The sequence below is a fragment of the Streptomyces sp. NPDC089424 genome, from assembly GCF_044749345.1.
GTDB lineage: Bacteria > Actinomycetota > Actinomycetes > Streptomycetales > Streptomycetaceae > Streptomyces.
The window spans coordinates 1,244,058-1,256,567 of the sequence record NZ_JBIVHU010000001.1 but is presented as its reverse complement, the minus strand read 5'-3'; the positions used below and the strand labels follow the sequence as shown (position 1 = coordinate 1,256,567).

The window sequence follows — 12,510 nt, the reverse complement described above, 5'->3', positions numbered from 1 at the left end:
GTCGAGACTCGATCGTTGTACATTCAACTTGCCTCGTCCGAAGGCGTGCGGGTAGCTTGCTGAGCGCTGCTCCGACCTGCCAACTCGTGCTTCACGAAGCAGGATTGCATCTTCTTGCCGCGCGGGTGTCGCCAGCACGAATTCTCGTACCGCCGCCCGCGGCAATGCGTCCGGCAAGTGAAGAAACTCGGGGTTTTTCCATGACGACAGAAACAGCGGCACGGCGCAGGCATGCCCTGCGGCGGCGGCCGGTCGTGCTCGCCGCGGCGGCGCTCGCGCTGGCCGGCGCCGTCGCCGTCCCTCTGGTGGCCCAGGCGTCGGGCGACAAGGGCCCGGACGCCTCGGCGTTGCAGAGGGACTTCGCCGACGCGGCGCAGGAGTTCGAGGTGCCCGAGCCGCTGCTGCTGGCGCTGGCCTACCAGGAGTCCGCATGGGACGCGCCGGCCGGGGAGCACAGCACCGGCGGCGGCTACGGACCTCTCCACCTCACGGACGTCACACCGGAGATGCTGAGCGGCGGCGACGCGGGCATGGCGGGCCGCGCGGACGCCGCCGAGGCGGCCGCCGACCCCGCGCTGCACACCCTGCGGGCCGCCGCACGGCTGACGGGGCTGCCGCAGGAGCGGTTGCGCACCGACGCCGCGGCCAACATCCGTGGAGGCGCGGCGCTGCTGGCGTCGTACCAGAAGGAACTCACCGGCGGTACGTCCCCGGATCCGGGCGACTGGTACGGGGCGGTCGCACGCTACAGCCAGGCCGACCGGAGCCAGGGCGCGCGGGCGTTCGCCGACCGCGTCTTCGCCACGCTGAAAAAGGGTGCCGCGCGCACCACCTCCACCGGACAGCGGGTGGCGCTGGCCGGTGACCCCGAGGTCGCCCCGGCCACCGGGCAGGTGTCCGAGCTGCGCCTGGCGCGGACCGAGACGGCCGACACCGAGTGCCCGGCCACCGTGGACTGCACCTTCGTGCCGGCGGCCGCCGCCAACGGGCAGGTCTCCGACCGCCCGGCCAACGGCATCCGGCTCGACTCGATCGTCATCCACGACACCGAGTCGTCGTACGAGTCGGCCATCACCACCTTCCAGACCCCGGGCAGCAGTTCCGCGCACTACGTCGTGCGCTCCTCGGACGGCGCGGTCACGCAGATGGTGCCCACCAAGGACCTGGCGTTCCACGCGGGCAACTACTCCACGAACATGCACTCCCTGGGCATCGAGAACGAGGGCTTCGCGGCACACGGGGCCACCTGGTACACGCAGGCGCAGTACGAGGCGAACGCGGAGCTGGTGAAGTACCTGGCCGCGCGGTTCGGCATACCGCTCGACCGGCAGCACATCCTCGGGCACGACACCTACGCGGGCCCGACGTCGGCGACCGTCTCCGGCATGCACTGGGACCCGGGACCGTCGTGGGACTGGGAGCGTTTCATGGCCCTGATCGGCGCCCCCGTCACCGGAAGGCACGGGGTCGGCGGCGTGGGCAGTGTGATCACCATCGCTCCCGGGTTCGACGACAACCGGCAGACCGTCGAGGTCTGCCCCTCCGACGACCCCACCGGCGCCACCACCGCCTGCACCGACGTGACGCAGGCGTCGAACTTCCTGTACGTGCGCACCGCGCCCAGCAGCGCCGCGCCGCTCTTCGGGGACCAGGCCATCCACCCCGGTGCCGCCGGCACCGACCGCGTCAACGACTGGGGCAGCACGGTCCAGGCCGGCCAGCAGTTCGTGGTCGCGGGCCGGAAGGGCGCGTGGACCGCGATCTGGTACAGCGGCAGCAAGGTTTGGTTCCACAACCCCAAGGGGAGCAACACCGTCCCCACGCGGGGTGACGTGACCGTCGTCCGGAGCGGCCTGACCACCGAGCCCGTACGGGTCTACGGCTCCAGCTACCCCGACGCGGCCGAGTACCCGGCGGGCCTGTCCCCGTCCACCCAGGCGCCCCTGAGCATGTACACCATTCCCCCGGGTCAGGCGTACGTCGCCACCGCACCGGCCGCGCCCACGGACGACTACTTCAAGTCGAGCGGCACGGTCGTGCTCGGCGCGAAGTCCATGTACACGATCCAGTACAACCACCGCACCGCGCTCGTCTACGCCGACGACGTGAACGCCACCGGCCCCGCCAACCCCTGACACGGGCGGAGCGGGCACAGCGGCACCTAGGACCTGACGGGCTCGGGAAGGTTCTGCTCGACCCAGACCGTCTTCCCCCCGTCGGCGAAACGCGTGCCCCACCGGTCGGAGAACCCGGCGGCCAGGAGCAGGCCCCGGCCCCCTTCGTCGGTGGTGCGGGCGTGCCGCAGCCGGGGTGAGGTACTGCTGCCGTCCGTGACCTCGCACGTCAGGGCGTGGTCACGGATCAGGCGCAGGGTCACGGGCGGCTTGGCGTACCGAATGGCGTTGGTGACGAGTTCGCTGGCGATCAGTTCCGTGGTGAACGTCGCCTCGTCCATCCCCCACGTCGTGAGCTGTCCGGCGACGAGCGACCGGGCGGTGGCGACCACGGACGTCTCGCTCGGGAGATCCCATGACGCCACCCGTGCCGGGCCGAGCAGGTGCGTTCGCGCGACCTGGACGACGGCGTCCTCGCGCGGACGTGCCGGGACCAGGGCGTCGGTCAGCATCGCGCACGCCTGGCGTACGGGTCCGCAGAAGCCGTCCAGGAGGGCCGCGACCCGCTCGCCCGCCTGCTCCTGCGGCCACCCCTGGCACAGACCCTGGGTGAACAGGGCCAGCGTCGAGTTCTCCGGAAGGTCCAGGTCGACGTTCTCGAAGGGGCCGCCGGAGCGGCCCAGCGCGGCGCCGGCGGGACGGTCGAGGGCGGCGACGGTCCCGTCCGCGTGCACGACGACCGGCCAGGGGTGACCGGCGCTGGACACCGAGCAGCGCCCCGACACGGGGTCGTAGACGAGGTAGAGGCAGGTCGAGCCGGTCTCGTTCCCGCCCTCGGGCCGCACCGGGTGCTCCGCCGCCCGGCCCCGCTCCGTGCCGGGGGTTTCATCGGTGCGGAGCCGGCGGGCGAGGTCGTCGAGGCGGGCGAGGAGTTCGTCGGGTTCCAGGTCGAGGTCCGACAGCGTGTGCACCGCGGCGCGCAGCCGCCCCGCCGCCGCGGCCGTCCTCAGTCCCCTGCCCTGCGCGCGACCGGCGACCAGGGCCACGCGCGCGCCCGAGAGGGGCACGACGTCGACCCAGTCGCCGCCGGAGCCCGCCTGCACGTACCGGTGCGCGACGTCCAGCGTGTGCTCCGGCGGCATGCGGTCCGGGCGGAGCGCGTGCTGCAGGGCGGCGAGCGCGTTGCGTTCCCGTAGGTATCTGCGCGTGTTGTCGAGGCAGGCGGCGGTACGCAGGGCGAGTTCCGCGGCCAGGGTCAGATCGTCCGGTTCGAACGGCCGGCGCTCGCCGCCGCGGCCGAACAGGGCGAGTCCGAGGGCCCGGTTCTGGGTGACCAGCGGGACGAGCATCATCGAGCGGACCTCGTCCTGGCCGGCCGGCAGTGCGGTCACGGCCTCGCGTCCGACCGCGCCGAGCGGGTCGAGGATGCGGGGTTCGAGATCGGTGAGGACGTCGGCGGCGACGTCGATCGCCGGAAGCGGGGCTCCGGGGGCGGGGTCGGCCCGCGTGCGCACCGGCTCGTCGCGGAACCTCGACGCCGCGCGACGCAGCACGGTGTCCGGTCGCACGGGGCCGGGGTCGAGCTCCTCCCCCGCGAGCACCGGCTCCAGTACCTCGACCGCGATGCAGTCGGCCAGCCCCGGTACGGACACGTCGGCCAGGCCGTGCGCGGTGTCGCGCACGTCGAGCGTGGCGCCGATCCGCGTGCCGGCCAGGGCCAGCACGTTCAGCCGGTCCCGGGCCAGTTGGCGGTCCGTCACGTCGACGGTGGCGTCGGCGACGCCGAGCAGTTCGCCCTGCTTGCTCACGAGGGGGAAGACGGAGGCCGAGTAGACGTGCTCGTGGTCGGGGTCGCCCGGCGGGCGCAGCCGCTTCTCCACCCCGACCGCCGGCCGGCGGGTGGCGAGCACCCGTTCCATCACGCGTTCGATCATGTCCACCGCCGCGCTGGGCCACGCCTCGCTGGGGCGCTTGCCCACGGCCTCGGCGAGCTCGGTGTTCTCCATGCCTTCCGCGGCGGGGTTGAAGCGGATGATCCGCAGGTCGGTGTCCAGGAGGTACAGACCAACGGGCGAGACGGTGAAGAGTGTCTCCAGGAGGGCGTCGTCCAGTTCCGCGACCGGATGGTCTCCGTCCGCGGGTCGCGCCGGGATCGCCGGTGTCGCGGGGGCGAGCGTCATCTCCCACCGCGGCTCCGTGTCACGGACGCGTGCGGGGCGGACCTCCACTCGTGCGGGCCCGACGTCACCGAGCAGGTCCACCACCGGGCGCCCCAGCGCCCCCGCGGCGGGCCGCCCCAGCAACAGTTCGGCGCCGGGGCTCCACCCGACGACCAGCCCCGCGCGGTCCAGGAGGAGGCGGGCCCGGTCCTCCGCCCGGGCCTCCTGGGCGTCGCCACCGCGCCCGGTGGCATGAGGTGCACCCATGGTCTGCAGCTTTCCCTCGCCTCAGAACTCGGTACGCCCCCAGTCTCCTCCGGGTCGACGAACGACGACATCGGAAACCCGCGTCCTCGCCAGGTGACCCCTGTCGTGCCGGAAGCCCACCCTGCTCCGGATGCGCGGCCGCGGCGGACGCAGGACGCTGAAGAGGCAAGCGCGGGGTGGCGGGAACGACCCGTGAGGCAGCGCCATGAACTACCTCCAGCACCCGGGCATCGCGGATGCCCAGGACGAGAGCGAGAGCATCTTCCCGTACCTTGCCGACGATCATGTGGACTGCCTGCGACGCTACGGCGTTCCGGATCGACTGGAGGCCGGGCGGGTGCTGTATCCCCGCGGCGCCCAGGATTTCGACTTCTACCTGGTCCTGGACGGGACGGTCAACGTCTGCCAGCAGGGCAGCCCAGGGGATTCCGACGCGGAGCGGATCATCACCGTCTACGGGGGCGGCCAGTTCACCGGGGAGCTGTCGCTGCTCAACCGGCAGAAATCCCTGGTCGAGGCGGTGGCTGTCGAGAAGACACAGGTGATACGGCTACGACCTGCGCAGTTGCGCCGGGTGATCGCGAACGAGCCCGACCTCGCGCGCATCATCCTCAAGGCGTTCATCCTCCGGCGCCTGCGGTACATCCGCCTGGGGCTAGGAACCGTGGTCCTGGCAGGTCCCCGCACGTCCCGGGAGGTCGTGCGCATCCGCACGTTCCTGGAACGCAACGACTATCCCGTGCACCACATCGACACCGAACTGCCCGAAGCCGGCGGGCTTCTGGACAGCTACGGGGTGAGGCCGTCCGCTCGCTGGCCGGTCGTCGTCTGCCGCTCGGGCACCTATCTGGAGAACCCCTCGATCCCGGAGATCGCCCGGTGCCTCGGCATCGTCGAGGTGATCAGCGACCTGCGGACCGTCGACGTGGCGGTGGTCGGAGCCGGGCCGTCGGGGCTCGCCGCCGCCGTGTACGCGGCGTCCGAGGGCCTCAGCACGGTGGTGATCGAGGCGACGGCCCCCGGCGGTCAGGCGGGCACGTCCTCGATGATCGAGAACTATCTCGGCTTCCCCCTCGGCATCAGTGGCCATGAACTCGCGGCACGGGCGCAGGTCCAGGCGCGCAAGTTCGGCGCCCGCATCGCCATCCCCCGCGCCGTGGAGCACCTGGACTGCGCCACCTCCCCCTTCACGCTGCACCTGAGCGACGGCGAGGCGCTCATGGCGCACACCGTCGTGGTGGCGACCGGCGCCCACTACAGGCGCCTGAGCCTGCCGGAACTCGCCGAGTTCGAGGGGAACGGCGTCCACTACGCCGCGACGGCACTGGAGGGGTCGTTCTGCGCGGACGAGGACGTCTTCGTGGTCGGCGGAGCGAACTCCGCCGGCCAGGCCGCGGTCTTCCTGTCGCAGTTCGCCCGTCACGTCCACATGCTGGTGCGGGGGCCGGGGCTCGCCGAGTCGATGTCCCAGTACCTCCTCACCCGGATCGAGGCGTCCGCCAGGATCTCGGTCCACCCACGGTCCGAGATCACCGCGCTGGAGGGCACGGGGCATGTGCAGTCGGTGCGCTGGCGCGACGACGCCACCGGCACGGCACGCAGGAACCTCACCTCCAACGTCTTCCTGATGCTCGGAGCCGTCCCCAACACGGCGTGGCTCGACGACTGCCTGGAGACGGACTCCAAAGGGTTCGTGCGCGTGGGCGGCGAGGTGTCGGACACCTCCGGCTACTCGTCGGGGAGTGGTCCGCTGGGGATGGAGACCAGCGTCCCGGGCGTCTTCGCGGTCGGCGACGTACGGGCGGGCTCGGTGAAGCGGGTGGCTTCCGCAGTGGGAGAGGGATCGATCGTGATCTCCCAGATACACCGAACGCTCGCGGCCAGGTCGAACGGCGGACGGCCCGGGCAGTAGCGGGCCTCGGGACACCGGTCCGGCCGGATCGTGGCGCGGAACCCGTCGCCTACCTCAGAAGTCAGGGCGGGGCGGCCGGCGAGGACCACTGACAGGCCACGGCGCGACGGTCAGGTGCGGTGGCGGAGGGTAAGAGTCCAGGTGTCCACCGTGTACAGGCTGGGCTTGTCCGCCCGCGGTACGGAGACGACCGCGGTGACCCGGTCACCGTCCCGGCGCAGCCCGCGCCGTGTCGGCCCGCCCACGTCCTCGGGCGCTCCCGTGAGTTCGGCGAGGACGACGCTGTCGAGCCCGCGGCCCACCGCGCGGACCACGGTGCCGTCGAGGACCAGGATCGTGCCGTCGCGCAGAACCAGCGGCTCGGGCGGCAGCGGATCCGTCAGGCGTGGACCACGTTCGACGACGCCGCCGGGGAGCAGTCGGACGACGCTGCCCTTGGTCGGCCGCCGGCGGTCGGCCTCGACGACGCGCAGACCGGTGCCGACGACGTAGTGGCCGAAGGAGCGCCACGCGTCGGTCCGGGTGCCCTCCCGGTCGTACGCCCAGGTGTCGAAGAAGTCGTAGCCCTCCAGCCCGAGTACGAAGCGGCCGCCTCCGAGCGCCGCGCCGCTCCGGCCGCGCAACTCGGCCACGAGCCGCCCGTCCGCGAGGTCGAGCAGCAGCGCGGGGCCGAGGTTGCCCCAGGGCGTGTACTCCAGCGAGTCCGTGGTGACGAGCGCGCGGTCGCCCGACAGGTGGGCGGCGTTGGGGCGGCCGGCACACCGGTAAGTCCAGCGGGTGCGCCCGGTGGAGTCGACGCAGCTGACCGATCCGACCTCCCCGACGAGGCGCACGTCGTCCCGGCGCCCCAGCGGGTCCTTCGGCCACCATGCCGGTGCGAGGGGCGACTCGCCCACGGTGCGCCGGTGCTCCAGCACGTCGGCGCTCCATGCGGCGGCGGTCCCGCCCCCGGCTTCCCCGCTCGTCCCCCGCCTCGGCATGGGCGTGATCGTAATGCCGGACGGCGAGCCGCACGAGTCCCGTGTCACCGGTCGTCCGGCGCGGGTCGCCCGCTGCGCCGCCCGCTCTCAGCCGGCGCTCGCCCAGGCGTCGGGGCGCGGGGCCAGCACGGCGGAGACGACGGCGCGGGACGAGGTGAGGACATCGGCCACGAACCGCAGGCGTCCGACGCCGAGTCGGCGCAGCGCGGGACCGTGGTCGGCGGCGACGACGAGGGAGACCGCGAGCAGCAGGAGCCGCCACAGCGACATCACCGGTCGGCGCGTGGGGCGGGGCAGCTCCGCCACGGAGGCGTGCAGGCGCTCGCAGTGGAACGGGACATGGCGTTGTTCGTCGGCGAGGATCCGCCCCGCGACATCCGAGGTGAGCGGGTCGTCGGTGCCGTCGCGCAGCGCTCGGTAGTAACGCAGTGCCACCACTTCCGCGATCATCAGCACCAGCAGCTCCATGCGCAGGCCCATCAGACGTCGCAGCTCGACGAAGACCGTGTCGCTCCAGTGACCGCTCAACGTCGGCACACCGCCCGCCGCCAGCAGCCCGGCGAGCAGGCGCGCGTGGTTCTGCTCCTCGGCCACGAAGAGCCGTACCGCCTCGGCGTAGTCGCGGTCGCCGGCCTCGTCCGCCTTGGCGACGAGGTTGTCGCCGTCACCGTCCTCGCCGACCTGGAAACGCTGGACGCCGGCCCACACCGCCGGATGCAGGGTCGCTCCTTGCCCCCAGTCCGGGTCGCCCTGTTCCCGTCTGCGCTCGCGCTCGTCCTCGAACCGCCGTGTCCACTTGGCGAAGTCTGCGGTAGGCACCCGGTGTCCCCTCTCCGGGGCACAGCGGCCGCCGCGCCCCGGAGAGGGACGACGCCGCTGGATGTCGAACCGTTCCACTGCGACGTTACGGTGACCTCGCCGTCGCGGGGCGGCTACGTTCCGGCACGACCATGGAGGGGCACGACTCGACAAGCCTGGGGGAGAGATGAAACGGCACTACAGACTTGGCGTGGCGGCGGGGACCGGAGCGGCGGCGCTGCTGCTGCTCTCCGGATGCGCCGCCCCGACCGACTACAGCGAGATCGTCACGTTCACCGACAAGCACGGCCGGGCATGCACCGCGGCGGTGGTGGTCGACCAGGAGCAGAACCAGGGCGACGACTACGAGGTCGCCAGCCTGGACTGCGAATACCCCCCGGAGGGGCGCACACCCGGACCCACCCAGTACTCACCCATGCCGGAGCGGAACACGAAGTGACCCAGGCGGCCCCGGCCGCCCCCTCCTGGAACTCATGGCACTGCTTTTCGTCGCGGCAAACCGGCGCTCGGTGCGTTCGGGCGAAGGAGCGCGCCGGTGTGTGAGCCGGCGTGCCTCCGGGCGCCGTTCGTCGCGTGGTCCGCGCGGACAGGCTGTTCTCGGCGCGACGAGAACAGAGAGAGGTGCGCTTGTGGCCACCGAGTTCCAACGCATCAAAGTCCAGGCGATGTTCGACGCCTTCGACGCGGACGGCAACGGCTATCTGGAGGAGAGCGATTTCCGGGCCCTCGCCGCCCGCTGGCGTGGACTGCCCGCGGTGCGGTCGGACGGCGACCTTGCCGAGCGGGTCGAGAGCGTCATGATGGGGTGGTGGGACAACCTGGCGGCCACCTCGGACACTCCGGAGAACGCCCAGGTCGACATGGACAAGTTGATGACCGTGGTGGACCGGCTGCCGTCCATGCCCGAGGCCGTCATGGCCACCGCCGACACCATCTTCGACGCCGTGGACGAGAACGGCGACGGACACATCTCCCGGAGCGAGCACCGGCAGCTGATCGACACCTGGCACGGCCGGAGCATCGACACCGCGGACGTCTTCGACCGTCTCGACGCCGACGGTGACGGCTTTCTGGAACGTGAGCAGTTCGCCGTGCTGTGGACCCAGTTCTGGCTCAGCACCGACCCCGCCGACCCCGGCAACCTGATGTGCGGGCCGCTGCGCGCCTGACCCTGGTGCGTGCGGGGGGCCGACCCTAGGGTCGCTCCCCATGGTCCCCAACTTCAACGATCACTACCATCCGCTGTTGCTGCAACAGGTGCCGGACGGGGCGCGCACGGCGCTGGACGTCGGGTGCGGCACGGGGCGGTTCGCCCGGCTGCTCTCCCGGCAGGGGCTGGTGGTCGACGCGGTCGACCGTGACGCGCGTGTCGTCGAGGCGGCACGGGCGGCCGGCGGCGGTCCTCGCTACCGCCGGGCCGACGTGCGTGAGGAGCACCTGCCCGAGTCGCGCTACGACTTCGTCTCCTGCGTCGCCAGCCTCCACCACATGCCGTTCGACACGGTGCTGACCTTGAGCAAGTCCCTTGCTCCGGGGGGCGTGCTGGCGGTGCTCGGCCTGTATCCCGTCAGAACGGTGACCGATTTCGTGTGGGCGTTACCGGCGTTGTCCCTCCTCCAGGCGCATCGGGTGGCGGGCCGGGGCCGATCCGGTCCGTCCGTGCAGGCGCCGATCGTGTGGCCGCCGCCGCTGACGTACGACGAGACGCGCGCCGCATCCGCCCGCCTGCTGCCCGGATCCACCCTGCGCCGGCTGCTGTGGTGGCGGTACCTTCTGGTGCACCGGGCGTGACGGAGTGCGGGTCGACCTCGCCTTGCACCTGACGAAGGCGGAGACGATGACGACCGAGGCCCACCACGTCGACCAGGAACTCGTGCGGGCCGCGGCGGACGTCGCCCGCACCCGCTGCCGGGGAGACAACCACACCGTGGCGGCCGCCGCTCGCGCACGGGACGGACGGATCGTCACGGCGGTGAACGCCTACCACTTCACGGGCGGCCCCTGCGCCGAGATGGTCGTCATCGGCGCGGCGGCCGCACAGGGCGTCCAGGAGCTGGACACGATCGTCGCCGTGGGCGACCGCGACCGCGGGGTCCTTCCCCCGTGCGGTCGGTGCCGTCAGGTCCTGCTCGACTACTTCCCCGGCCTCGGGGTCGTCGTCGGCCGGGGTGACCGCCTGCGCACGGTCCCCATCTCCGACCTGCTGCCCGAGAGCTACGTCTGGGCGGACCACCAACTCGACGCCGGGCAGGCGGAGTAGACGGGCGGGGCCGACTCAGCGGCACCGCAGGACGAGAAGCGCCGCATCGTCGCTGTGCCCCACGGTCCGGGCGGACGTGATGAGTCTGTCGGCCGTCTCCTCCATGCCCAGACCGCCGCGCAGGGCCTCCGCCGCGAGGGCGCCCACGTGGGCCAGCCCGTCGTCGAGGGGGCGGTTCGGCCCCTCCACCAGACCGTCGGTGAGCAGCACGAGAAGGCCGTCCCGCGGCAGCGTGAACTCGACCGTGGGGTATTGCGCGTGCGGCAGGACACCGAGGACGGTGCCCCCGGCGATCTCCCGCGCGCCGTGGGAGCCGTCGACGCGCGCCCACACGAAGGGGATGTGACCCGCGCGGGCCGCTTCGATCCGGCCGTCGTGCGGGCTGTACCGCAGGAAGCTGCAACTGACGAAGGTGGGCACTCCCATCTGCACGAGGAGGTCGTTGGTGCGGGCCAGCACGGTGCCCGGGTCCGGCTCCAGTGACGCGAACGCCCGGATCGACGTGCGGACCTGCCCCATGACCGCGGCGGCGTCGACGTCATGCCCCTGGACGTCACCGATGACCAGCGCGACCGAGCCGTCGCCCAGCGGAAAGGAGTCGTACCAGTCGCCGCCGACGTCGAGACCGCGCCGTGCGGGGACGTAGCGCGCCGCGGTCGCCACGCCGGCAATCGAGGGGGTGGGCGGCGGAAGCATGCTGTTCTGCAGGGCGCGCGCCAGGTCGAGTCGCGACTGCTGGAGCCGGATGCGTTCGAGTGCCTGCCCGGCGAGAGAGGCGAGCGTCCGCATGAGGACGCGCACGTCGGGCGGTGGCATGTGATCCGTGTCGAAGAGGACGCCCCAGCCTCCCGTGGGCCGGCCGCCGGACCCGAACGGCATGAGGGCGCCCGACCGGGCGGCGGGGAACCTCCGGAGGAAGCCGAGTCCCGCCGGCCACCGCAGCGCGTACTCCTCCCGGCTCTCGGTGAACTGGGGTTCGCCGGTCAGGACGGCGTGTGCCAGAGCCCAGGGCGCCGTGAGGGGCAGACCGTCCATGGCCTCCCGGTACCAGGGGTCCACGTCGAGGTAGGCGGGTATCGACATCCTGCCGTCCTTGACGAAGGCCAGGAAGGTCCGCGTACCGCCGAACGCCTCGGCCACCTCGTCGACGATGATCCGGGCGAACTCCTCCTCGGTGGTGGCCGCGATGAGCGACGCCGCGATCCCGGCGATGCGCGCCCCCCGTTCCCGCTCGACCTCCAGTAGGCCCGCCAGTTCGTCCCAGCCCTCCGCCGCGGGTCCGCTCTCGCGGACCACCCCGATCTGGAACCGCTCACCGTCGGCACCGCGCTGGAACCGCCCCGCGCGTCCGGCCAGGCACCGCCAGCCACCGCCCGGGGAGCGCACGCGGTACTGGGTCCAGGGCTGGTCGGTCCTTCCCGCGAGCGGGTCGTCGGCCAGCAGCCGGCGTACATGGCCGACGTCCTCGTCGTGGACCCATGAGAGCAGCGCGTCGACGCACACCTCCGTCAGCGGCGGCAGTCCGAACAGCGAGGGCGTGGGACTCACGTAGGCGAGCCGCTGCCGGGACGGCGAGTAGGCCCACAGTCCCGTGCCGCTGAGACGGCCGACGGCGCTCAGGGTCTCGGCGAGGCGGGTCGTCTCGCCGCGGAACTCCACTTCGGTGAGCCGAAGGGCGTGCCGGCCGACGGCCCGGACCTCCACCAGCAGCCTCTCGGCCGAGAGGGCGCGCGCACCCGAAGCGTGCAGGCCGATCACGGCCGGGTGCGGCACCGTGAGGGAGGCGACCAGACGCCAGTCGATGTCCGAGGCGGCTTCGCACTCCAGGAAGTCGCTGAACGCGGCACCCTCCACCGCGGCCGCCGAGGCACCCAGGCGGCCCGCCATGGCCGTGTTGCACCAGCGGATGACGCCACGCTCGTCCAGCTCCAGCGCGGCCCGCTGAGCGATCTCCCCGTGGTGGGGTGGCGTGAGCAGTGCCACGGCGGCTCCGATCCTC

Annotated in this window: 10 protein-coding genes; 6 read left to right on the top strand and 4 right to left on the bottom strand. The window is 72.4% G+C overall.

Features of this window, described 5'->3' with window-relative positions:
* The first annotated feature begins 200 nt into the window (after positions 1-200).
* On the top strand, positions 201-2,135 hold the full coding sequence (locus tag ACIP2X_RS05515) for an N-acetylmuramoyl-L-alanine amidase (RefSeq protein WP_401667824.1): 1,935 nt from the start codon (positions 201-203) through the stop codon (positions 2,133-2,135).
* Positions 2,136-2,161: 26 nt separating this feature from the next.
* Here the strand turns inward: ACIP2X_RS05515 and ACIP2X_RS05510 are convergent, their stop codons facing one another.
* Complete coding sequence (locus ACIP2X_RS05510) at positions 2,162-4,540, bottom strand: SpoIIE family protein phosphatase (RefSeq protein WP_401667822.1); 2,379 nt, start codon at positions 4,538-4,540, stop codon at positions 2,162-2,164.
* A gap of 205 nt (positions 4,541-4,745) precedes the next feature.
* Between ACIP2X_RS05510 and ACIP2X_RS05505 the strand changes: the two genes are divergently transcribed.
* The gene (locus ACIP2X_RS05505) at positions 4,746-6,452 is read left to right on the top strand and encodes an FAD-dependent oxidoreductase (RefSeq protein ID WP_401667819.1); all 1,707 of its coding nucleotides are present in this window, start codon (positions 4,746-4,748) and stop codon (positions 6,450-6,452) included.
* Between the two features lie 110 nt (positions 6,453-6,562).
* On the opposite strand, the gene ACIP2X_RS05500 is transcribed toward ACIP2X_RS05505, so the two are convergent.
* Both ACIP2X_RS05500 and ACIP2X_RS05495 read right to left on the bottom strand, forming a co-directional pair.
* Complete coding sequence (locus ACIP2X_RS05500; protein WP_401667816.1) at positions 6,563-7,432, bottom strand: hypothetical protein; 870 nt, start codon at positions 7,430-7,432, stop codon at positions 6,563-6,565.
* A gap of 87 nt (positions 7,433-7,519) precedes the next feature.
* Entirely contained in the window at positions 7,520-8,251 is a 732-nt protein-coding gene (locus tag ACIP2X_RS05495; RefSeq protein ID WP_401667813.1) for a ferritin-like domain-containing protein, read from the bottom strand.
* A 166-nt stretch (positions 8,252-8,417) separates the two neighbouring features.
* Here ACIP2X_RS05495 and ACIP2X_RS05490 point away from each other — a divergent pair, with 166 nt between their 5' ends.
* The 4 genes from ACIP2X_RS05490 (at position 8,418) to ACIP2X_RS05475 (ending at position 10,511) form a co-directional block, all read left to right on the top strand.
* Positions 8,418-8,690 carry a hypothetical protein gene (locus ACIP2X_RS05490; RefSeq protein ID WP_401667811.1) on the top strand — a complete coding sequence of 91 codons (273 nt, stop codon included), beginning with the start codon at positions 8,418-8,420 and terminating at the stop codon, positions 8,688-8,690.
* Between the two features lie 190 nt (positions 8,691-8,880).
* Entirely contained in the window at positions 8,881-9,420 is a 540-nt protein-coding gene (locus ACIP2X_RS05485) for an EF-hand domain-containing protein (protein WP_401667808.1), read from the top strand.
* A 40-nt stretch (positions 9,421-9,460) separates the two neighbouring features.
* Positions 9,461-10,042 carry a class I SAM-dependent methyltransferase gene (locus tag ACIP2X_RS05480; protein WP_401667805.1) on the top strand — a complete coding sequence of 194 codons (582 nt, stop codon included), beginning with the start codon at positions 9,461-9,463 and terminating at the stop codon, positions 10,040-10,042.
* Between the two features lie 46 nt (positions 10,043-10,088).
* Positions 10,089-10,511 carry a cytidine deaminase gene (locus ACIP2X_RS05475; RefSeq protein WP_401667802.1) on the top strand — a complete coding sequence of 141 codons (423 nt, stop codon included), beginning with the start codon at positions 10,089-10,091 and terminating at the stop codon, positions 10,509-10,511.
* Positions 10,512-10,526: 15 nt separating this feature from the next.
* On the opposite strand, the gene ACIP2X_RS05470 is transcribed toward ACIP2X_RS05475, so the two are convergent.
* Positions 10,527-12,494 (bottom strand): SpoIIE family protein phosphatase, encoded by a 1,968-nt coding sequence (locus tag ACIP2X_RS05470; RefSeq protein WP_401667800.1) that lies wholly within the window; start codon positions 12,492-12,494, stop codon positions 10,527-10,529.
* Positions 12,495-12,510: the final 16 nt, after the last annotated feature.

Bases quoted from the DNA above. Each gene is read 5' to 3' on its own strand.
- ACIP2X_RS05515 (WP_401667824.1), top strand. From the start codon at position 201: ATGACGACAGAAACAGCGGCACGGCGCAGGCATGCCCTGCGGCGGCGG.
- ACIP2X_RS05500 (WP_401667816.1), bottom strand. From the start codon at position 7,432: ATGCCGAGGCGGGGGACGAGCGGGGAAGCCGGGGGCGGGACCGCCGCC.
- ACIP2X_RS05505 (WP_401667819.1), top strand. From the start codon at position 4,746: ATGAACTACCTCCAGCACCCGGGCATCGCGGATGCCCAGGACGAGAGC.
- ACIP2X_RS05475 (WP_401667802.1), top strand. From the start codon at position 10,089: ATGACGACCGAGGCCCACCACGTCGACCAGGAACTCGTGCGGGCCGCG.
- ACIP2X_RS05480 (WP_401667805.1), top strand. From the start codon at position 9,461: ATGGTCCCCAACTTCAACGATCACTACCATCCGCTGTTGCTGCAACAG.
- ACIP2X_RS05510 (WP_401667822.1), bottom strand. From the start codon at position 4,540: ATGGGTGCACCTCATGCCACCGGGCGCGGTGGCGACGCCCAGGAGGCC.
- ACIP2X_RS05490 (WP_401667811.1), top strand. From the start codon at position 8,418: ATGAAACGGCACTACAGACTTGGCGTGGCGGCGGGGACCGGAGCGGCG.